At 45.2% G+C, this 22,253-nt stretch carries 14 protein-coding genes; 11 read left to right on the top strand and 3 right to left on the bottom strand.

The window, feature by feature from the left end; translation table 11 throughout:
- Nucleotides 1–9: 9 nt before the first annotated feature.
- Genes AC57BQ_RS10625 through AC57BQ_RS10615 form a run of 3 tightly spaced genes read left to right on the top strand, consistent with a single transcriptional unit; the run spans nt 10 to nt 3,286 of the window.
- On the top strand, nt 10–1,047 hold the full coding sequence (locus tag AC57BQ_RS10625; protein WP_496406258.1) for a family 43 glycosylhydrolase: 1,038 nt from the start codon (nt 10–12) through the stop codon (nt 1,045–1,047).
- A 5-nt stretch (nt 1,048–1,052) separates the two neighbouring features.
- The gene (locus AC57BQ_RS10620) at nt 1,053–2,186 is read left to right on the top strand and encodes a sialidase family protein (RefSeq protein WP_496406257.1); all 1,134 of its coding nucleotides are present in this window, start codon (nt 1,053–1,055) and stop codon (nt 2,184–2,186) included.
- Nucleotides 2,187–2,209: 23 nt separating this feature from the next.
- On the top strand, nt 2,210–3,286 hold the full coding sequence (locus tag AC57BQ_RS10615; protein WP_496406256.1) for a cellulase family glycosylhydrolase: 1,077 nt from the start codon (nt 2,210–2,212) through the stop codon (nt 3,284–3,286).
- 279 nt (nt 3,287–3,565) lie between these two features.
- On the opposite strand, the gene AC57BQ_RS10610 is transcribed toward AC57BQ_RS10615, so the two are convergent.
- Nucleotides 3,566–6,415, bottom strand: coding sequence for a TonB-dependent receptor (locus AC57BQ_RS10610; protein ID WP_496406255.1), 2,850 nt, complete (start codon nt 6,413–6,415; stop codon nt 3,566–3,568).
- A gap of 281 nt (nt 6,416–6,696) precedes the next feature.
- Here AC57BQ_RS10610 and AC57BQ_RS10605 point away from each other — a divergent pair, with 281 nt between their 5' ends.
- The 4 genes from AC57BQ_RS10605 (at nt 6,697) to pckA (ending at nt 12,723) form a co-directional block, all read left to right on the top strand.
- Nucleotides 6,697–7,758 carry a sensor histidine kinase gene (locus AC57BQ_RS10605; RefSeq protein ID WP_496406254.1) on the top strand — a complete coding sequence of 354 codons (1,062 nt, stop codon included), beginning with the start codon at nt 6,697–6,699 and terminating at the stop codon, nt 7,756–7,758.
- Nucleotides 7,755–8,453, top strand: a complete 699-nt coding sequence (locus AC57BQ_RS10600; protein ID WP_496406253.1) for a LytR/AlgR family response regulator transcription factor — start codon at nt 7,755–7,757, stop codon at nt 8,451–8,453. Before AC57BQ_RS10605 ends, AC57BQ_RS10600 begins: the two co-directional genes overlap by 4 nt.
- A 58-nt stretch (nt 8,454–8,511) precedes the next feature.
- Nucleotides 8,512–10,764, top strand: a complete 2,253-nt coding sequence (locus AC57BQ_RS10595) for a CocE/NonD family hydrolase (protein WP_496406252.1) — start codon at nt 8,512–8,514, stop codon at nt 10,762–10,764.
- Between the two features lie 357 nt (nt 10,765–11,121).
- A complete protein-coding gene (pckA, locus tag AC57BQ_RS10590; RefSeq protein WP_496406251.1) occupies nt 11,122–12,723 on the top strand; it encodes a phosphoenolpyruvate carboxykinase (ATP) in 1,602 nt (533 codons plus the stop codon).
- A gap of 185 nt (nt 12,724–12,908) precedes the next feature.
- Here the strand turns inward: pckA and fbp are convergent, their stop codons facing one another.
- Complete coding sequence (gene fbp / locus AC57BQ_RS10585; RefSeq protein ID WP_496406250.1) at nt 12,909–13,943, bottom strand: class 1 fructose-bisphosphatase; 1,035 nt, start codon at nt 13,941–13,943, stop codon at nt 12,909–12,911.
- A gap of 165 nt (nt 13,944–14,108) precedes the next feature.
- Nucleotides 14,109–16,004 carry an AAA domain-containing protein gene (locus AC57BQ_RS10580; RefSeq protein ID WP_496406249.1) on the bottom strand — a complete coding sequence of 632 codons (1,896 nt, stop codon included), beginning with the start codon at nt 16,002–16,004 and terminating at the stop codon, nt 14,109–14,111.
- Between the two features lie 201 nt (nt 16,005–16,205).
- Here AC57BQ_RS10580 and AC57BQ_RS10575 point away from each other — a divergent pair, with 201 nt between their 5' ends.
- The 4 genes from AC57BQ_RS10575 to AC57BQ_RS10560 all read left to right on the top strand — a co-directional run bounded on the left by AC57BQ_RS10575 (nt 16,206) and on the right by AC57BQ_RS10560 (nt 22,187).
- A complete protein-coding gene (locus tag AC57BQ_RS10575) occupies nt 16,206–16,460 on the top strand; it encodes a hypothetical protein (protein WP_496406248.1) in 255 nt (84 codons plus the stop codon).
- 305 nt (nt 16,461–16,765) lie between these two features.
- Nucleotides 16,766–20,206 carry a ThuA domain-containing protein gene (locus AC57BQ_RS10570; protein WP_496406247.1) on the top strand — a complete coding sequence of 1,147 codons (3,441 nt, stop codon included), beginning with the start codon at nt 16,766–16,768 and terminating at the stop codon, nt 20,204–20,206.
- A gap of 175 nt (nt 20,207–20,381) precedes the next feature.
- Entirely contained in the window at nt 20,382–21,233 is an 852-nt protein-coding gene (locus tag AC57BQ_RS10565) for a TIM barrel protein (protein WP_496406246.1), read from the top strand.
- 9 nt (nt 21,234–21,242) lie between these two features.
- The gene (locus AC57BQ_RS10560) at nt 21,243–22,187 is read left to right on the top strand and encodes a sugar phosphate isomerase/epimerase family protein (protein WP_496406245.1); all 945 of its coding nucleotides are present in this window, start codon (nt 21,243–21,245) and stop codon (nt 22,185–22,187) included.
- The last annotated feature ends 66 nt before the right edge of the window (nt 22,188–22,253 follow it).

Raw genomic sequence — 22,253 nt, 5'->3', positions numbered from 1 at the left:
TATAGATTAATGAAATTGAAAGGTTTTATAACATTATTAGCCCTGGTTTTGCTGTCTGTAGCACAACTTAAGGCTCAAAATTCAGTATCTATAACACATCAGCCGCCATCGCCGCTTTATCGTGACCCGATCTATGACGGTGCGGCTGATCCGGTACTGGCTTATAACCATGCCGAAAAAGAATGGACAATGATGTATACTCAGCGCAGGGCCAATGTTCAGTCGCAGGGTGTGGCATATTGTTATGGCTCCGCAATAGGGGTTGCCACTTCTAAAGATCACGGTCATACCTGGGTTTACAAAGGCGCGCTGAAGCTTGAATTTGAACAGGGGCAGAATACCTTTTGGGCACCTGATATTATTTATGAAAAGGGTATTTATCACATGTTTGTGGTTTACATCCGCGGGGTTTACAGTCAATGGGGCGGCGATTCGCACCTGGTACATTATACCAGCAAAAACCTGTGGGACTGGAAATATGTAGGGCCATTAAATCTACCCGATCATAACATCATCGACCCAACACTCATCAAACTGCCCGATGGCAAATGGCACATGTGGTACAAGGATCAGAAACTGGGTAGCATCACCATGACTGCCGAAAGTAACGACCTGATCAACTGGAAAGTTGCTGATAAGCCGGCCATTGATGGTAAGGCGCATGAAGGTCCAAAAATATTCAGGTTCAGAAATTATTACTGGATGATCACTGATGAATGGCACGGTCAGCGGGTTTATCGTTCTAATGACGCCAAAACCTGGGAGCGTCAGGGACTGGTACTGGACACGCCAGGTCATCGCAAGGAGGATACTCCCACAGGAGCCCATGCCGATGTGGTTATATCTAATGATCATGCCTATATTATTTACTTTACTCACCCAGGTCGCAAAACGCATCAGGATGATGGCGGTTTAGATAAGGATGGCGCATATTCCTATTCTACCAAGCGAACTTCTATACATGCCGCCGAGCTGGAATTTAGTAACGGTACACTTGTTTGCGACAGAGATAAACCATTTAACTTTTGGCTTGACGATATTAAATAATGATCATGAAACAAACGTTTACCTGGTTTATTCTTCTGTTTGTACCGTTGATGTCGATGGGGCAGGCAGCCATCGTGTGGGATCAATCATCACTAAAACAGATCGCGCCACTATCCGGAAACAGAGATGCTAACTATGCCCGTATGATGCAGCTACATAATGGCAGTCTGTTATGCGTGTATGAAAGCGGAGGCGGTATCGAGTGTACCCAAAGCCATGATCTGGGCAAAACCTGGCTTAAACCTGTGATTATAGCTTCTGCAGTTGCTGGCATAAATATGGCTGTGCCCGACATCCTGGAGCTGAGGGATCGTTCCCTGCTGGTATCCTATAATCCCCGGCCTCATAAAATAAATAGCAGTTGGGATACCACTAATCATTTTGCCATCAGAACCAAAAAGAGCTATGACCAGGGCAAAACATGGCGCGATGAACGGTTGATATATGAAGCAAGCTATCAGTTTGAAGATGGCTGCTGGGAACCATCACAAATACAGCTACCCAACGGCGAAATACAGTTATACTTCTCTAACGAAGGGGTTTATACCCACTCCAACGAGCAAAATATATCCATTTTTAGATCGTATGATGATGGGTTAACATGGACTACAAAGCCCGAAATAGTTTCTTTTACACCGGGTCATCGCGATGGCATGCCCATACCCATTATCCTAAAAGGAACAAAGGAGATCTTGTTTTCCATTGAAGACAATGCCGGCGGGCAGTTTAAGCCGTCTATCATTCGTAATAGTTTTAGCCAAAACTGGCAAAAAACGGTGGGCGCCAATGATCCTGAACGCACTTATGCACTAACACCTAAACTCCCGGATACTGTTTATGCCGGCGCGCCATACTTACGTCAATTGCCAGGCGGACAAACCATATTATCGTATCAAAGCACCTTTGGCAGGAGCGGCAACTGGGAGTTGGCCTGCATGCAGGTAGCGGTAGGTAATAGTAAGGGCGAGGACTTTGTAAATACGGCCACACCTTTTAATGTTCCGCTAAATAAACACGGCTTGTGGAATTCATTGTGCGTACTTCAAGATGGTACCATCATAGCCCTCAGCTCAACCGATGCTTATAACAGTTATACAGCCATCTGGATGATAAAGGGACATTTAGTCAATAAAAAATAACTTATTAAATAACCATATTACATATGCAAAATAAACTAAAATTACTGGTCATCGCATTCCTCGTCCTGTTTAGTGCGATGGCATCGGCACAACAAAAAGCGCAAGCACCCGTATGGTCGGCGCAAAAGGCAAAAATGTGGTATGCCAAACATCAATGGTTGGTGGGTAGCGATTTTATACCCAGCACGGCTATCAACCAATTAGAGATGTGGCAGGCCGATACCTTCGATCCTAATACGATAGATAAAGAGTTGGGTTATGCGCAGGGTATAGGCATGAATGTAATGCGTGTGTTTTTGCACCACCTGGCCTGGCAGCAGGATCCCGAAGGGTTTAAAAAACGGGTTGATCAATACCTGGCTATATCCAGTAAACACGGCATCCAAACCATGTTTGTGTTTTTTGATGATTGCTGGAACAAGGAACCCAAAACAGGGAAGCAACCCGAGCCCAAACCGGGTATCCATAATTCGGGCTGGATGCAGGATCCTGGTCAGCCGGCTTCTGAAAATGCCGCCAATTTTCCTGAGCTCGAAAAATATGTTAAAGATGTACTGAAGCGCTTTGCCACTGATAAACGCATATTGCTGTGGGATCTGTATAACGAGCCCGGTAACTCGGGTAAAGGCGATAAGTCCTTACCCTTGTTAAAATCAGTTTTTAGATGGGCAAGGGCAGTAAACCCAAGTCAGCCGGTAAGTGCCGGGGTATGGAGTTGGAATTTAGAAACCCTGAACCAGTACCAGATAGCCAATTCAGATGTAATCACTTATCATGATTATTCACCCGAGGGTGATCATTTAAAAACGGTTCAGTTCCTGAAAATGATCGGGCGCCCCTTGATCTGTACCGAATACATGGCACGCCCGCGCAATAGTTTGTTCAGCACGGTATTGCCGATGCTAAAGAAAGAGAACGTAGGCGCTATTAACTGGGGTTTTGTATCGGGTAAAACTAATACCATTTATGCCTGGGACACCCCTGTACCTGATGGCAGCGAACCGAAACTGTGGTTTCATGATATTTTCCGCAAGGATGGCTCGCCTTACAAAACTGAAGAAACTGAGTTGATCAAAAACTTAACCGGCAGAGGGAGGTAGATAATATGTGTACAAAAGTGGGTTTACACTTTTTTTGAAAAAAAATAAATAATTAATTGATTATCAAATATATAAATCAATGTAAACCATAAAAAGTGTAAACCATGTAAACCCACTTTTTTGTTAATTGAGTCAATCCAACCCAGGACTATACATCAATTCGTAATGGAGTATCCGGATAGATCAAAGAAAAAAGAGGCTGATCATGATTTATGATACAGCCTCTTTTTCTTTCTTGTAGAGACGCATATTTGCGTCTCTCTTATGTGTCTTTAATCCTTAAAAAGTATAAACAATCTTTCCTGATAAGAATCTTCCGTTAAACCCAAATTGCGACACCGCACGGCTATACACAAAGTGACCGTTTGAAGTATTATCGCGGTTGGTGGTGTAGTTGTTAGCTGGGTTGCCGCTCAGGTTATTTACATTGTTGCGTGGATCCATGTAGTTTTTATCCGGGTATACATCGAACAGGTTGCTGGCACTGATGGTAACGCCCAATTGCTTGATCACCTTATAACTTATTGCCAGATCGGTTACCCATTTGCCTGAGTAAGTTTGATCGAGCTCCAGCGGCAGGTTGTTGGCCGGAATAGTAGGATCAACCGGGTTGAGGTAGGTCACCTTGCCAAAATAAACCGACCTTAGCGAAAAGTCGAACTTTTTGATGTTGTACAAGGCGCTCAGATTGATCTTGCTGGCCGGTACTGATGATTCAAAACGTGAACGTTCTGTACGGTCGAACAGTTTGGCTTTTAATGCAGCGCTGCCTTCTATAATGTCGGATCCCTGTATCGAGCGTACCTTAGTCTGGTTAAAATTAGCCGCTGCGGAAAGCGTTAAACTACTTGCAGAATTGATACTGATCCTGTCGGCCAATACAATGTCCAGCCCTTTGGTACGGGTAGAGATGGCATTGGTGAAAAACTGTACGCTGTTGATCTGGCCGTTGGGATCAACCGTATTCAATATGTCGGCCACTGCGGGAATAGCCCGGGTAAACTGGCTCGAAAACACGATACGGTCTTTGATATCTATCTGGTAAGCATCTATGGTAAATGTAAATGAGGATGCAATCTTACCGGCCAGGCCCAAGCTATATGATTTTGATTTCTCCGGCTTTAATGATCCTACACCAAACTTCCTCACAATGGGGTTATCGTTATTAACGGTTAATACCTGGGTAGGGTTGCCGCTTACAAACTGCGTGCTCTCATTGTTAAAATACCGTTGAGCTAATGATGGCGCCCTGAAACCTGTCGCGATCGCCCCGCGGATAGCCAGTTGATCAATCACTTTTACTTTACCCGTAAATTTATAGGAGAAGTTTGACCCAAAATCGCTGAAATGCTCATAACGACCAGCAGCTTCTAACAATACGCGCGGGCCAAATTCAGCCTCGTAATCGGCATATAAACTCTGGTTATTTCTTGATTTATCAATAGCATTGCTGGGTTTAAAACCAGGAAATACCTGCGAGCCTGCCGCGGCAGGTGTGGTGCCTACTACTCTACCAGGGATATTTTGTGAGGGCTGACCATAAGAATAGGAAAGCTCTTCGCCGGGTTTTATTTCGTAGTTATCAATGCGGTATTCAGCACCATACGCCATGTTCAACGAAGTAAGGAAACCCGTAAAATCATACTTGCGCGAAACATCAAGATTAACCGTGTTTTGCTTAAAGATGAGCTCGCCGGCCTTAAAAGAGGTCGGACTTGTACCTATCGGCAACGATGCATTCAGGGTATGATCAATGGTGTAGCTCAGGTTATTTTCGCCAAAGGTATTGCTCAGGTCGTAGGTCCAGTCGCTGATTTTTCCTTTAACACCACCACTTGCGGAGATATCATTGATAGAAGTATTGATAAAAGGTAAGAAACCATCAGGATAAATAGTGGCGTCGATCTGGGTAAACTGGTTAGGCAGCCGAATAAATCCTGCGGCCGAGCCGGTTTTATGTGTATAGCCGGTTGCCAGATAAACGGTAGCCCAATCAGCCACACTGTACTGGGCATTACCAAAACTTCCGAAATTCTTGGAGTGGGAGTTACCAACCATCATATTATCACGCTTGAAACCATCGGCTTTTGCTTTGGCGTCATCTGCGGCTTTGATGCCGGCAAAACGGGTCTCAAAATCGGCTTCTGATTCATTGGCTCCCTTAGTAGGCAATGCCGAATAGATCAGCGGGTGGGTATCCAAACCGCCGCGGTTGGTTGCGCCGCGATCCAAATACTGGGCCGCGATGTTTACAAAGCCTTTTCCGTTCAGGTCCCAGCCCTTGCTGCCGTCTATCTGGTAGGTTTTACCATCGGTATAAGTATTTCCGTTTGTTGATGTGGCAGATTGCCCGTAACTGTTAGATATGACCAACGGGGTAACTTTCTTCAATACAATATTGATCACCCCGGCAATGGCGTCTGAACCGTATTGGGCTGCCGCACCATCGCGTAACACCTCGATATGGTCAATAGCGGCGAGTGGTATAGAGTTCATATCCGTACCAACCGTACCACGACCAAAGGTGCCATTAATATTAACCAAAGCCGTGGTATGGCGTCGTTTGCCATTTACCAGTACTAATACCTGGTCGGGTCCAAGGCCTCTTAATGATGCCGGGTCGATGTGGTCGGTACCATCGGCTACCGTTTGCCGGTTGGAACTGAAGGAGGGGGCTATATAATTTAATACCTGTGTAATGTCCGTTTGCGGAAAACTGCGCATCTCTTTAGCCGAGATCACATCAACCGGTACCGGCGATTCGATATTGGTGCGTGGTTTGGAACGGGAACCGATCACCGCCACCTCATTAAGCGCGTTGCTCAAAGGTTTTAAGCTAAAATCAAGTGTTTGGGTGCCGCTGGTTACGGTTACACTGGTGGTTTGGGTCTCGTAGCCAATGAAGGAAACTTTAAGCTGATAACTGCCCTGCGATAGTTTTAACGAATACTCGCCTTTTTCGTTTGATGAGGCCCCTTGCGAAGTGCCCACAACCGAAACACTTACACCAGGCATGGTTGAGCCGTTTGCGGCATCCGTTATTTTGCCTTTTATTCCCTGCCCAAATAATATATTAGCGCTGGCCATAAACACTAATAATAACGAAGTTTTAATGTACAGAATTTTCATAGTTAATAAGATTTGGGTTTAATATAGTGATTTGTATCAAAAAAAATACATTTACATTGCGCTTAATTCATTATAAATCAAATTTATTGGTAGTATTTGTAATAATTATTACTAAGTAGTATGGATATGGAAGATAAAATAAGGTGTATTTGAATTTTGCTTCATCTCTTGATTGTTATGAATGTTTTATCGCCGTTTATCCCCGAAATACCCCGTTCCTGTACTTTATTTTTTTGTTGCGGATAGATTTTGTTGCTTTGGGTAATAAATAAGAAGCCAAATTGAAAAAGAAGCTATCTCTCTCTCTTTACTGGAAATGTCAACTCATCGGCTGGTCGGTGGCCGCGCTGTATTGGGGGTACACGGGCATTACGGGAGATGGTTTTGATCCATTACTGGGTTTGGCGCAGTTTATAACCGATGTTGGTTTTTATATCCTCATTACGCATTTATACCGCAATTTTGCACTGCGCCACCAATGGCAATTGCTTGGGCTTGACCAATTGCTTCAAAGAATTATACCTGCGGCTTTCATATTAGGTTTAATTTATACCGCTGTTACCCTGTTTAAGATATACCTTTTAAAATATGGGTTTATCCCATCGTTTCATCAGCCTCTTCAGGAATTTACGCATCTGAATATGCAGGGGATCTTTGTAGCAGGGGTGCGGCTCATGTCCATCTGGTTATTAGCTTATCATTTATATCAATATGAGCAGCGGGAGATCCGTGTCACTAAAGAGAACGCCCGGTTAGCCATCATTACCCGTGAGGCGCAGCTGAATAACCTGTCGGCTCAGCTGAACCCGCATTTTTTGTTCAATTCGCTCAATAATATTAAAGCCCTGGTGATCGAAAACCCCGAATCGGCACGCCGGGGTATAGATCTGTTGTCGGATATTCTGCGTACCAGCCTGTACAGTGGCGATATGATGCTGACATCCATAAACAATGAAATTGAACTGGTTAAAGATTACCTCGAACTGGAAAAACTGCGCTTTGAGGAGCGATTGCAGTTTGCTATTAAGGTTGATGACGAACTTCTGAAAATAGCTATCCTGCGACTAAGCGTGCAAACCCTCGTTGAAAATGCCATTAAACATGGCATCTCGAAGCAAAAAGATGGAGGGCTTGTCAGCATCCGGGTCGAAAAATTTCCGGAACATATTCATATCAGCGTCCAGAACCCGGGACATCTGGATATGGAGGAGTCTGCCAATGGTGTTGGTCTCAAAAATTTACAGGAACGCCTGGAGTTACAGTATAAAGGTAAAGCCACTTTTACCATCACCGGACGAATGCCGGGCATTGTTTTAGCCACTATAATGATCCCTAACTCATGAAAAAACTGCGTGTACTGATAGTTGACGATGAACGTATGGCCCGGCAGGAGGTGAAACGCCTGTTGGTACTCTATCCCGATATGGAGATTGTAGGAGAGGCCAGAAATGCTGATGAGGCTGTGATACAGATAACAGAAAAACATCCCGACCTGCTTTTTCTGGATGTGCAAATGCCCGAACGTTCGGGGTTTGATCTGCTGGAATCATTGAACGACGTACCGGAAGTGATATTTACCACGGCTTTTGATGAGTACGCTGTGAAAGCCTTTGAGGTAAACGCGCTGGATTACTTAACAAAACCCATCCGTGAAGAACGCTTTGCCCGGGCTATGGAAAAAGTGAGACAAAAACTGGCATTGCAAACCATCGAGCCACAAATATTTGTGAAGGACAGGCAGCAGTATCATTTTATCAAATGGAGCAAGGTGCATTTGATAGAATCCATGGATAATTACGCCCGGCTGTATTTTGAGGAAAAAAATGTATTCCTGAAAAGCTCCCTCAATCAGTTAGAGGAGAAATTGGACGCAGGAACTTTTTTCAGGATCAACCGCTCGCAGATCATTAACCTGCAATTTATTCAAAGCATTCAAATCGTTCCGAATGGCCGCCTGCAGATCAGTCTGAAAACAGGAGAGGTGCTCGAAGCCTCCGACCGGCAGTCTGTAAAGTTGAAAAGCATGGGCCGTATATAAACCTCATCCCAAACTTCTCCAAAGGAGAAGGGGTAAAAAAACAATAAACATTAAAATCATGAACAGAAAACACTGTATGGCATTGCTATGCCTTTTAATAAGCTTTTGTTGCCACGCGCAACGTATTCATTTTCAAAAACTAAATGAAACAGATAGTGCAGCAATCACCCGGCAAATACCCGTGCTGGCTAATGAAGTGCTGGCAAAATATCAGGATACCGGCAATCAGAAAAACTATCTTGATGATGTATTCAGGCTGCAGATATTAGCCGGCAGGAACGCGGATGCTTTGAAAAGTATTGCCGCCTTGCGTGGGATGGCAAAAAACGCCGATCAGCTATTATATAAACAACACGAACTATTTGCGCGGACAAAGCTCAAACAAGAATCGGCTGGTCTTTCGTTTAGCGAAGTATATAAACCACTGTTCCGTGATATGTTTTCAGGCTTGAATAATAAGGATGCTGTGCATTTTTCGCTCGCATTCATTACCCGCAGTGGGATAAGTGAAGTGAAAAAGGATTTTGTGGAGGAACTTACCAATGCTGGTAAAAACGATAGCATGGATATAAAAGATGCAGTAGCGCTTTGCAAAAATTACTACTTGCTTAGTTTTTATCAACAGGTTGAGGCTATATCCAAAAAGTTATTAAATGAGGAATTTAACAAGCGATATATCATCCGTAATGAACTCATTAAAACAAAGGATGGCGCATCCATTGCGGCTGTTGTTGTTCGCTTAAAAGGTGTTACAGATCCGCAGCCGGTGGTTTTGCAGTATACTATTTATGCTGATAGTACGGCATGGTCAGCTATATTGGAGCCTGCTCTTCATGGCTATACCGGTGTGATGGCCTATACCCGTGGTAAAGGTTTCAGTCCGGATCAGATTATTCCTTATGAGTATGATGGTAAAGATGCCAATGAGGTAATCGACTGGATCAGCAAACAAAGCTGGTGCAATGGCAAAATAGGTATGTACGGCGGCAGCTATAATGGTTTTACCCAATGGGCTGCAGCCAAATACCATCACCCGGCGCTCAAAACCATCGTGCCTTATGTGGCGGCTATGTCGGGTTTAGGCCTGCCGATGGAAAACAATGTGTTTATCAATGCTAATTATGGCTGGTTCCTGTATGTCACCAGTAATAAATACCTGGATAATGAGGTTTACTACAACCCGCAACGCTGGCGATCGATGAATGATAGGTGGTATAACAGTGGCTTGGCTTATAACAAACTCGACAGCGTCGACGGAACGACAAATCCTTTATTGCAGCGCTGGCTCAAACATCCCGGCTTTGACTGGTATTGGCAGGAGCAGATACCTTATCAAAAAGATTTTGCTAATATCAACATCCCCATACTTACCGTTACCGGTTATTATGACGATGGACAGATATCGGCTATACATTACTTGCAAGAGCATTTAAAATATAATCCCAGGGCCGAGCATTACCTGATCATTGGCCCTTATGACCATTTTGGGGCACAGCGGGGCGGGTATCCCATATTGCGCGATTACGCTGTTGATTCTGTAGCCTTGATCAACACCCGGGATATCACTTTTCAATGGCTTGATCATATATTAAAAGGTGACAAAAAGCCGGCTATATTACAGGATAAGGTGAATTTTGAGGTAATGGGTGCCAACAAATGGGAGCATGCGGCCTCCATCTCCAAAATGGCCAATACAACACTTAACTTATACCTCACTGATAAAAAGGAGGGCGATCACTACCTTCTTTCTGATAAAAAGCCCGGCACACTGGCTGCGCTTAACCAGGAAGTAAACCTGGCTGATCATCAAACTTCAAACAATAATAATTACTATCCTTATCCTATCATCAAAAAAGAGCTCGACCATAGTACCGGTTTGTTTTTTATGAGCCAGCCTTTTGATAAACCTGTTGAGGTAAACGGGATGTTTGGAGGCAATTTGAAGGCTATGATCAATAAAAAGGATATGGACATCGGGGTTGCTTTGTATGAGGTGATGCCCAATGGCGATCTTTTTGATCTGTCGTACTTTTTGGGGCGTGTCAGTTATGCGGGGGATATGAGTGTCCGGCATTTATTGCAGCCGGGTAAAATAGAAACCATCCCGTTTTATCGTAGTCGCATGGTCAGCCGTCAATTGAGCAAAGGCAGCCGTTTGCTGGTAATATTGGATATTAATAAAAACTCATTCGCCCAGGTTAACTACGGAACGGGTAAGGATGTTAGCACCGAAAATATAAGCGACGGGAAAATTCCGCTGCGTATTAAATGGTATAATGATAGTTTTATCAGTGTACCCATCAAGCAATAAACGGAGCTTTCAGAAATGTCATCTCGAACGAGGTACGAGGAGAGATCTTTTGCGCTGGACTTATCTCACGCAAAAGATCTCTCACTATCATTCGAGATGACAATAGGAGGGTATTCAATTATGAAAAATACATGAAAATACCCCAAAATGGCCGTTTTTAGCTTATTTCCGTCAATATTACAGCTATAAATATTTCAAAAACAATTCCATGCTAAATTCGATCATAACCCCCTGATTAGTAGGATTAACTGACTTAGTGTATCGAATACAAGTTGTTGATTATCAGATGATATATATTTTGAATTGCGTTTTTGTAGTCTTAGTTTTGCCCCAAACCAATAACAAAACTAATGTGATATGGGACAAGTCACTAATAAAAAAACAAGCTTACAAACGGAGTTTCCTGAACTCAATAAAGCCCAGGAAATTCACTATCAATTAACACCGGAGGAGCTGATAAAAGCCGCTCTGGAGCTTAAAGAAGGCTATTTAACAGATCATGATGTATTAACTATCGACACCGGCGAGTTTACCGGCCGCTCACCAAAAGATCGCTTTATTGTGTTAGATAGTGTGACAAAAGATACTGTTTGGTGGAGTGATATTAATATTCCTGTGGATGCGGAAGTGTTTGATAGTCTGTACACTAAGGTGATGGCTTACCTGTACGGTAAGTCTATTTTTATACGTGATGCCATGGTATGCGCCGACAAAAGCAGTCGTCTCACGCTGCGTGTGATCACCGAAACCGCCAGCCAGAATCTGTTTGCCTATAACCTGTTCCTGCGTCCCGATGGGATTATCGATCCGGAATGGACGATTATATCCGCACCCGGCTTTAAAGCCGATCCCACAGTTGATGGTACTCGTCAGCATAATTTTTCGATCATTAACTTTACCCGTAAGGTGATTTTGATAGGAGGGACAGGCTATACCGGCGAGATCAAAAAAGCGGTATTTACCGTATTGAATTTTCTTTTGCCACGCCAGGATATCCTGCCCATGCACTGTGCTGCCAATAAAGGCGTTGACGGAGATACGGCCATCTTTTTTGGCTTATCAGGCACTGGTAAAACCACGCTCTCTGCCGATCCGGACCGACAACTGATTGGAGATGACGAGCATGGCTGGGGCGAAAATTCAGTGTTTAACTTTGAAGGTGGATGTTATGCTAAAATAGCCGGACTCACAGCCGAAAAAGAACCGCAGATATACCATGCCATGCAGCCGGGAGCTCTTCTGGAAAATATTTGTTTTAAGCCCTGGTCAAAAACGGTCGATTTTGATAACTTGTCTAAAACCGAAAATATCCGCTTATCGTACCCAATGCATTTTATCAGCAATGCGATAGAGCCAGCAATTGGCGATGTTCCGAAGAATATATTTTTTCTTACAGCTGATGCCTTTGGTGTGCTGCCGCCTATTTCTAAGCTGAATAAGTCGCAGGCTATGTACTATTTTCTTTCGGGGTATACGGCAAAAATAGCCGGAACGGAATATGGTATTAACGAGCCCGAAGCTACTTTCTCGGCTTGCTTCGGTAGGGCGTTTTTACCCCTGCATCCGACCAAATATGCCGAAATGCTGGGCGAAAAACTGGATAAGTACCCACTTAATGTATGGCTGGTGAATACCGGCTGGACAGGAGGATCATATGGAACGGGCGAACGTATCAAGTTGAGTTATACCCGCGCCATGATCAAGGCTGCACTAAAAGGGCAGCTGAATGATGTGCCTTACCAAAAGCTACCTATTTTTGATCTGATGATACCGGAAAGCTGCCCTGGGGTGCCATCAGAATTGCTGAACCCGGCCAATACCTGGACCAATTCCTACAATTACGAAGAAACGGCCAATCACCTGGCGAGTCTTTTTCGCAAGAACTGCAGCCAATACAAAGGTTTTTCTGACGGAATGTTATGTTCTGTTGGTCCAACTGTTGTAACGGCGGGATATTAGATAATAATTGTGTTCGTTTTTCAAATAAGAAAGCCCCGGGCAATTTGCCGGGGCTTTCTTATTTTTATAGAAAAATAAAAAATATGTCATTGCGAGGAGGAACGACGAAGCAATCTCCTCGCGTACATAAACGCGAAGAGATTGCCACGCTATCGCTCGCAATGACATAATCTGTTTACTGTTTTTTACCCCGCCAAACCCATGCTCATTTCCTCTTCCACAGCTTCGGCCATAAACTCTTCGGCTTTAAGCACCATTTGTTCGGAGCCAATAAAAATAGGGGTACGTTGATGCAGGGAATTAACATCCAGTTCCATAATGCGGTTTTTACCGTCTGTGGCACGACCGCCAGCCTGTTCAATAACAAAGGACATGGGGTTGCATTCATAAACCAGTCGTAATTTACCACCAGGGGTGGCCGCGGTAACCGGGTAAATGAATATACCACCCTTGATCATGCTGCGGTGCAGGTCGGCTATCATAGATCCTACGTAACGCGAGCTGTAAGGGCGATGAGTAGCCTCATCCTCCACCTGGCAATATTTGATATATGATTTTACCCCTTGCGGGAAATGTACATAGTAACCTTCGTTGATAGAATAGATAATCCCTGTTTTAGGTATTTTCATATCCGGGTGCGACAGGCAGAACTCACCTATAGACGGATCCAGCGTAAAGCCGTTAACTCCCTTGCCGGTAGTATAAACCAGCATGGTTGATGTTCCGTAGATCACGTAACCGGCGGCAACCTGGTTCACGCCTTTTTGTAAAACATCGGTTAGGGTTGCGCGGCCCGAAGTGCTTTGCCTGCGGTATATAGAAAATATAGTACCTACCGATACATTCACATCAATATTGGATGATCCATCCAGCGGGTCAATAGCTACAATATATTTAGCATCCAGGGACACATCGGTATCCAGCATCACGATCTCTTCATTCTCTTCGGATGCAACGATACAGCATTCCCCGCCGCTTTTAAGGGCTGTTATAAACTGCTCATTGGCATAAATATCCAGTTTTTGCTGGCTTTCACCCTGAATATTGGTGCTGCCGGCTTCTCCCTGCATATCCATCAAGCCTGCTTTGTTCACCTCGCGGTTAACAATTTTGGCAGCTATGCCTATATCACGCAGCAGGCGCGAAAGCTCACCTTTGGCGTAAGGAAAATCGGCTTGTTTTTCAATGATAAATTGTCCTAATGTTTTTGCTTGTGCCATAGGCTTAGTGTGTTTTTTACGTATTAATTTGTCCTTGGTTTGCTGACAAGATAATTATAAAAAAGCCTAAAATGAAACAATTTGGCAATATTTATCGTCGATAACGATTGCGTAACCCGATTTGATAGTGTAAAAATGGCTACTAAAAGGTGTTAGCATGGTGTGTTACTCACCAGCATATGTCCAGGCACTTTCGTAGGCATTCAGGCGTTCGGTGTAGTCAATCAGGTCGGCATAAAAAGGCAGTCGGGTGAGGGTGGAGCTGTCGCCGATAACCACCAGTTTCTTCCGGGCACGGGTCAGGGCTACGTTCATCCGGCGAATGTCTGAAAGGAAACCGATCTCACCCTCCGGATTGCTGCGCGTCATGCTGATATAAACTACGTCGCGTTCCTGCCCCTGGAAACTATCAACCGTGTTTACCGAAATATGATTGCTGTGTGGAAGCAATTCGGGGTGGGCGGCCAGTAATTCATTCAACGTCCTGATCTGTTCTTTATAAGGCGCGATAATAGCAATGGAAGGGAAATTAGTGGTATCAGTTAAATTGCTGACTAACTTATTCAGGTGCTTTAATAAAAACGCGGCCTCTTCTGGATTGGCTACGCTGGTGCCTTGTTGTTGTTCGTCGAAGCCACAACCTGCGGTATCTACAAAAGAAACAGGCATATCGCCGGGAAATAATAAACGCTGCGCTACAGAGGCATGCGCTTTCAGTTTACCCCCGTAAAACTCCGCCGACGAAAAGCCCATGATGGCTTCGTGCATACGGTATTGTTCTTCCAGCAGTACAACGGCTTCTGGATGCAGGGCCGCGCATTTTTCGAGTAGGGTAGTGTTCAAACCGTTCCTTGCCGCCTCTGCCGATTTAATGGTAGGAGGAAGCTGACAATGATCACCTGCCAGTATTACTTTTTGTGCTTTTAGTATAGGGATCCAGCAGGCGGGCTCCAGCGCCTGGCCGGCTTCATCAATAACTACGGTATCAAATTTCACATCGCGTATGGTGTAATGATTGGCGCCAACCAGTGTAGCCGTGATCACCTGGGCTTTGCCGACGAGGTCATCAACTATGTGCTGCTCGGTGGCGGCCACATCTTTCATGATCTTATGTGCTTCGTTAAACAGGGCTTTGCGTTGGTCGCGCTCCGCTTTACCAAAGCTGCGTTTGTATTTATGGGCCATGTCTTTATAAGCACTGGCCTGTTTTTTGAGTTTTTTGATCTCTTTGTTATCGCTATGTTCGGCAATTTTACTGTCGAGCGTTAAGGAGAATAGTTTTTCAGATATTCGGGCCGGGTTGCCAATACGCAATACATTGAGACCTTCGTCGGTCAGTTTTTCGCTGAGCAGATCCACCGCTGTATTACTGGGGGCAACCACCAGTATTTGTTTCCTGTTTTGCTGGATGAGCGCCTTAATAGCTTGTATCAACGTAGTGGTTTTACCCGTACCCGGAGGCCCGTGAACAATAGCCAGATCCTGCGCCGAAACTATTTTTTGAACCGCCTCTGTCTGTGAAACATTTAAGCGTGGAACGGAAACAGGCGCAATAGTATTAAACGCTGGCACTTTATCCCCCGTAAGGATATGGATCAATCGCCCTTCCTGCGGTTTTGCTGCCAATGCCGAAGCCTGTTTAATGGCGTTTTGCATCTCGTCATAGCTGTTGTTATCAAAAAGCAGGTCGATGCCGAGTTTACCATCGCGGCTCCAATCGGGTAGTTCATCGGTGTATAGCGTGATCTTTAGGCGGTCGCCGCCCTGGTAGGTGATGGTGCCTTCCACGCGGTCGGTCTTTGGATCATGATTGGAGAACAGGGCAGCAGGTACGCCAAAACGCAACTGGTGCGATAGGTCTTTATGCGTGGTGCGTTCAACTTCCACGCTGATATAATCGCCCCGGCCAGGCTCGGTACCTCTTATAGCGATAGGGTACCAGCTAAGACCTTGCGCCCTGCGGTCAGCAGCTGATGTATTTTCCGTTAGTTTAAGATAAGCGTTACGATCCTCCTCTTTTTCTTTATTCAGCAGGTCGAGGAGTTTTTTGAAATAATCCATTGCCTGCAAAGGTAGGTATTTGGAGGATTTGTAAGGAGTAAGGATAGAAGGAGCAAGGAACAAAGATTTTCGATCTTGCGCTTCTTGTTCTTAAATCTTTACTCCAGGAGTCCTTGCTCCAAAAGTTCCAAACATCTTTGCTCCAAAAAAACTGTAAGGGAGTGCCATTTCGCACGACTAACTCTTTAAAAGAGGAGGAATATGGATGAATTAACAAAAATAGCCTACAACTGTCGCAAAGCCACTCATTTAATTGAGAAGAAGCTGATTGACCATTTAACGCTCCGTGAAAAACTGGAACTGAAGATCCATCTGGCCGGCTGCTCGGTTTGCCGGGTGTTTGAACAGCAAAGCGCGCTGATTAACCGGATGGTGCGAGAGCTTTTTCATCCGCCAAAGATTACCGAACTGAAGCTGGATGAAAAGTATAAAAAAACAGATGCAGGAACGTATTGAAAAAAAACTGAATAAGCATTGAGATAAAAATTTACTAAACCGATATAGCCTGTAACAGGGTGGGTAAATGCGTTGATAAGAATTACGTTGGGTAACAATTTACTTACAATATTTAATGAATAAAATATAAGTGTAGTAAATACACAATAAATGTTAATATTGTAATAACCAATTACTTAACCGGTAGTATTTTATCATTACATAGTACTAATTTATCATTGTACGCTCAGTGCAAGATAATTATGCTTCATGACGATGGATTTTGCCGGTTGATGGAATAAAAAATATCAACTAAATCTCACATCATGTCTCTGAAATTCAAACTCATCTGCATTTTATGGCTTGGGCTTAGCTTTTTGCTGTATTCGTTTAAAAAGCCGGCCCCCGGACCGCGTGTCCTGGTTTTTTCAAAAACATTGGGCTGGCACCATTCCTGTATCCCTTTTGGTATAGCTGCTATTCAGAAGCTGGGTAAGGAAAACGGTTTTGAGGTGGACACCACCACCAATGCCGATGAGTTTACCGACAGCAACCTGAAGAAATACCAGGCCGTCATATTTAACTGTACCACCGGTAATGTGCTTAACGCCGAGCAACAGGCAGCTTTTGAGCGTTATATACAGGCCGGTGGTGGTTTTGCGGGTGTACATTCCGCTGCGGACACCGAGTACGACTGGCCCTGGTATGGTAAGTTGGTAGGGGCATATTTTTCCAGTCACCCGAATAACTCCAATATCCGCAAGGCTACTATCGATGTTACCGACAGAACCAATCCCATCACGGCTAATTTGCCCGCCCGCTGGGAACGTACCGACGAATGGTATAACTACAAATCCATCTTCAGCGGCATTCATGTATTGGCTAGCCTGGACGAAAATACTTACGATGGCGGTACCAACGGCGCCGATCACCCCATTACCTGGTACCATGAGTTTGATGGTGGCCGTTCTTTTTATACCGGCTGCGGCCATACCGACGAAAGCTACAGCGATCCTTTATTCTTAGGTCAGTTATTAGGCGGTATCAAATATGCTATGGGCAATGGTAAAGCCCTGGATTATAGTAAAGCCTACTCCAAAGTAGCGCCCGATCAGGGCAGATTTGTAAAAACGGTACTGGTGAACAATATCGCCTCGCCCATGGAGCTGGCTGTTGCCAAGGATGGCCGGGTGTTTTTTACGCAGTTGTACGGGAATTTTTCGGTGTATAATACCCATACCAGGCAGTATAAGGTGATCCATAAATTCCCGATTACTGATGATGGCGGCACGGGTGTTATCGGCCTCACTATCGACCCTAAGTTTGAAAGCAACGGCTATGTTTACATCTATTACATGCCTGCCGGGCAAACTATAGAACCATTGAATTTTCAGCTGTCGAGGTTCACTATAAGTCAGCAGAACGTGCTCGACCTCAAATCAGAAAAGATCTTATTTAAAGTTCCTGTTCAAAAGGTGAGCGGCGCGCATCACGGTGGTTCTCTGGCCTGGGACAAGAACGGCAATCTATATCTTTCTGTCGGCGATAGCTCCAGTCCTTTTCCATCAGATGGTTATGCTCCGCTGGATGAACGCCCCGGTCAGGAACATTATAGTCTGGATGCGCAGCGCAGCGCCGGCAATACCAATGATCTGAAAGGAAAGATCCTAAGGATCCACCCTGAGCCCGATGGTACCTATACTATTCCCGAGGGTAACCTGTTCCCGAAAGGCACGGCCAAAACCCGCCCCGAAATTTATGTGATGGGTTGCCGTAACCCTTACCGTATAGCAGTTAATCCTAAAACCTCCGTACTGTACTGGGGTGAGATAGGGCCTGATGCGGGGCATGATTCACCGCGCGGACCACGAGGTTATGATGAGTTTAACCAGGCCAAAAAAGCGGGTAACTTTGGCTGGCCTTATTTTGTGGGTAATAACTTTGCGTACTCGCACTGGGATTTTGTGACCGGCAAGCCCGGCCCTTTATTTGATCCTAAAGCGCCGGTAAACAATTCGCCCAATAATACAGGTTTAAAGGTATTGCCCCCGGCCACGCCCGCTATGATTTGGTATCCTTATGCTGCTTCGGACGAGTTTCCGGAGCTGGGTTTGGGCGGCAGGTGTGCTATCGGTGGTGATTTTTACGAGTATAATGCCAATAATCCTAATCCAAGCAAATTCCCTGCGTATTATGACGGTGCCTTGTTTGTGGCCGACTGGATGCGCAACTGGGTTATCGACCTGAGGTTTGATCAGAACGAAAATTATGTACGCAATGAAGCGTTTATGCCCTCAACCGGTGATTTCAGGCGACCTATTGATATGCAATTTGGGCCCGATGGTGTATTTTATATGCTGGAGTACGGTTCGGTTTATGGCGCGCAAAATGAGGATGCCCGCCTGGTGAAAATTGAATACAATACCGGTAACCGTGCGCCGATAGCCAAAGCAGGCATTACTGATACTGCGATGATCAACTTGTATCAGCATACCAAATATCTCACCGCTGAGTTAAAAACCATCCCGGTTAAAAAAGAAATAGCCGGACAAGCGCCACTTACCCTAACCGTTAACGGACAGGGTAGTCGTGATCTGGACGATGACGATAAGATCAGTTATCAATGGCTTTTCGATGGTAAAACAGTTGGCGCTACCACCATTTCGGCAACGCATACCTACACCAAACCAGGTGTTTATAAAGCCATACTTAAAGTAACGGATAAGGCTGGCGCGGTAGGCCGCGATACCATAGTAGTGAAAGTGGGTAATACTGCACCGTCGGTAAGCATTGCTAGTGCCGATAACAAATCCTTCATCTGGAAGGGCATGCCCTTTAAGTACAATGTAGTGGTGAAGGATAAGGAAGATAAAGTGATCGATCCAAAACGGGTAAAGCTGTTTTACGTTTATAACCCGCAACCATCTACAGATGGTAAAACAGTTAAAAGCCTGGCGGCCTTATCGGCTGCCGAAGTCAGTTACCCTGGTAAAGCACTGATGGCCGCCAGCGACTGTAAATCGTGCCATACTGTTAATAAAACCGCCGTAGGGCCAAGTTTTACAGCCATCGCCAACCGTTATAAAACACAAAAGGGCGCGACTGATAAATTGGCCAAAAAGATCATCAACGGCGGCGCGGGCAGCTGGGGAACGGAGCATCTGATGAGCGCGCACCCACAATTATCAACCCCGGATACCAAAGAGATCGTACGTTATATTTTTTCGCTCACAGATAAAAAGAACAAGGTTTTGCCACTGCCATTGCATGGTAGCCTGAATTTGAAATTCAATGATGCCGAACCGCGTGGCCAGTACACCCTACTGGCGTCTTACACCGATAAAGGAGGTAAAGTAGTTGGCCCGTTGACCGGTACTGATGTGGTTACGCTGCGCAATGCGGATGTAAAGGCGGTGTATGCTGATGAATTGAAAGGTTTTAATCGCTTTAAGAACGATCTGTCGGCCGGGAACCATAAATCTTATGTGATGTTCAGGAATGTCGACCTGTCGAATATTAAAAAGTTCGTTTACCAGTACGCCTCCAAAGAAACGGCAGGCGAGATAGAAGTACGTATTGATTCACAGGCCGGTCCGGTGATCAGTTCCACAGCCTACACCCAAACCGGCGACTGGAAGAAACAAGCCTCCGTAACCGGCGATATACAGAAACCGGTAAGCGGCAAACATGATATTTACTTTTTTGCCATTAAACGAACCAAACCAAGCGAGAGTATTTTGAGTATTAAGGATATACAGTTTGAGTAACCTCACCCAACCCTCTCCAAAGGAGAGGGCTAAGGAGTAATAACAAATAAAAAACATGTCATTGCGAGCGCAGCGCGGCAATCTCCTCGCGTTCTCATGAATATGAATAGCTACGAGATTGCTTCGTCGTACCTCCTCGCAATGACATAGGGAAAACTATAACAGCAATAGAATTATGAAAAAATATACCATCATTTTAACCGCCTGCCTGGCACTCACATCTTCGGCTTTTGCCCAAAGTGGTAAGCCACTTTTTACCAATGCGATAGGCGTGCAGGCCTATACCTTTCGCAGCAGTATGCCCAAAACTACCGTTGCGGTGTTGGACACCATTAAAGCCCTGGGTATAACCGAGCTGGAAGGTGAGGGGCCAAAAGATATGCCCAAGGAAGAATTTAAAAAGCTTTGTGACGAGCGCGGCATCAAGATCCCATCCGTTGGGGCAGGTTATGACGATATTGTTAAAGATCCGCTGGCTGTAGTTAAACTGGCTAAAACCCTGGGTGCAAGCTATGTAATGGTAGCCTGGATACCGCATAAAAAAGAGTTTACGCTGGAAGATGCCAAAAAAGCTGCTGCCGATTTTAACCGGGTAGGCAAAATCCTCAAGAATAACGGACTGACCTTTTGTTACCATAACCATGGCTATGAGTTTGGTAAATACGGGGATGGGACGCTGTTTGATTATATCGCCAAAAATACCGACCCACGATATGTATCGTTTGAGATCGATATCCTGTGGTCGTTTCATGGCGGGCAGGATCCGGCGCAACTCATCAACAAATACCCCTCGCGTATGAAACTGATGCACCTGAAAGATATCCGCAAAGGAGTGGCCAACGACCTCACCGGTGGTACCGATACCCGGAACGATGTAGCCCTGGGAACCGGGCAAATCAATATCCCCGAAGTGCTGAAGGCGGCGAAAAAGGCAGGCATCAAACATTATTTTATCGAAGATGAAAGTCCGTCATATAGCAAGCAATTGCCGGTTACCATAGCTTATATCAAAAGTTTAAAAAATTAAAATAAGTAAATGAATTTCAAATATTTAACCAGGAGAACCGCATTGAAAACTTTAAGTATAGCAGCAGGGGCTGCGGTTGTCGGGAACAGTGCGGAGGCAGCTATTAAGGTTGATAAAAACGGACGCGGCTTTGAGTACTCTTTAAACATGAGTACCATCCGTGGGCAAAATCTGGGTTTTATAAAAGAGCTGGAAACAGCTGCCAAAGCCGGCTTTACTTCGGTGGAGATCTGGCTGGATACTTTGCAAGCTTATTTGAAAACCGGGGGCTCGGTAACCGAAGCCAAAAAGATTGTCGATGGCCTGGGCATCACCATTCAAAATGCCATTGGCTTTGCCCAATGGATAGTGGATGATGAGGCTATCCGTAAACATGCCTTGACCCAGCTACAGGGTGAAATGGACTTGCTGGCCAAATTAGGTTGCAAGCGTATTGCCGCCCCACCGGCTGGCGCAACTAAAGGTGATATCATCAACCTCGATGTCGTTACAGAACGCTATAACACTATCCTGGCCATGGGCAAGGATATCGGCGTTGTCCCGCAGCTGGAAATGTGGGGTGGATCTGTAAACCTGAAACACATCAGCCAGGTGTTATATGTGGCCCTGCAAAGCGGGCATCCCGATGCCCGGGTATTGCTGGATGTGTTCCATATATACAAAGGGCAATCGGCGGTTGAAAGTCTGCAGTTGGTGGGTAAACCTGCGCTGGAGATATTTCATGTAAATGATTATCCATCAGGAATAAAGCCTGATGTTATATCAGAACCCGACCGCGTATATCCCGGCGATGGCGTAGCGCCGCTAAAACGGATTCTGCAACTGGTAAAACATCCGGAAAAGCCGCTCATCATATCCTGCGAGGTATTCAACAAAAGCTATTATGCGCAGGACGCCCTGCGGGTAGCCCAAACGGCGTTGCGTAAAATGAAAGCGGTTACGGCTGACGTTTAAGCTCTTGCAACGGAAAAACACGGGTGTCACCCTGAGCCCCGTCGAAGGGTCGAGCGCAGAGGCCTA

It is taken from the genome of Mucilaginibacter sp. BGA-UO-ETr-C110 (genome assembly GCF_059567985.1).
This window is presented reverse-complemented; position numbering and strand designations above follow the sequence as displayed.

What these genes read in the sequence shown, in the direction of transcription:
- AC57BQ_RS10625 (WP_496406258.1), top strand. Translation starts at nt 10, where the DNA reads ATGAAATTGAAAGGTTTTATAACATTATTAGCCCTGGTTTTGCTGTCT.
- AC57BQ_RS10620 (WP_496406257.1), top strand. Translation starts at nt 1,053, where the DNA reads ATGAAACAAACGTTTACCTGGTTTATTCTTCTGTTTGTACCGTTGATG.
- AC57BQ_RS10615 (WP_496406256.1), top strand. Translation starts at nt 2,210, where the DNA reads ATGCAAAATAAACTAAAATTACTGGTCATCGCATTCCTCGTCCTGTTT.
- AC57BQ_RS10610 (WP_496406255.1), bottom strand. Translation starts at nt 6,415, where the DNA reads ATGAAAATTCTGTACATTAAAACTTCGTTATTATTAGTGTTTATGGCC.
- AC57BQ_RS10600 (WP_496406253.1), top strand. Translation starts at nt 7,755, where the DNA reads ATGAAAAAACTGCGTGTACTGATAGTTGACGATGAACGTATGGCCCGG.
- AC57BQ_RS10595 (WP_496406252.1), top strand. Translation starts at nt 8,512, where the DNA reads ATGAACAGAAAACACTGTATGGCATTGCTATGCCTTTTAATAAGCTTT.
- pckA (WP_496406251.1), top strand. Translation starts at nt 11,122, where the DNA reads ATGGGACAAGTCACTAATAAAAAAACAAGCTTACAAACGGAGTTTCCT.
- fbp (WP_496406250.1), bottom strand. Translation starts at nt 13,943, where the DNA reads ATGGCACAAGCAAAAACATTAGGACAATTTATCATTGAAAAACAAGCC.
- AC57BQ_RS10580 (WP_496406249.1), bottom strand. Translation starts at nt 16,004, where the DNA reads ATGGATTATTTCAAAAAACTCCTCGACCTGCTGAATAAAGAAAAAGAG.
- AC57BQ_RS10575 (WP_496406248.1), top strand. Translation starts at nt 16,206, where the DNA reads ATGGATGAATTAACAAAAATAGCCTACAACTGTCGCAAAGCCACTCAT.
- AC57BQ_RS10570 (WP_496406247.1), top strand. Translation starts at nt 16,766, where the DNA reads ATGTCTCTGAAATTCAAACTCATCTGCATTTTATGGCTTGGGCTTAGC.
- AC57BQ_RS10565 (WP_496406246.1), top strand. Translation starts at nt 20,382, where the DNA reads ATGAAAAAATATACCATCATTTTAACCGCCTGCCTGGCACTCACATCT.
- AC57BQ_RS10560 (WP_496406245.1), top strand. Translation starts at nt 21,243, where the DNA reads ATGAATTTCAAATATTTAACCAGGAGAACCGCATTGAAAACTTTAAGT.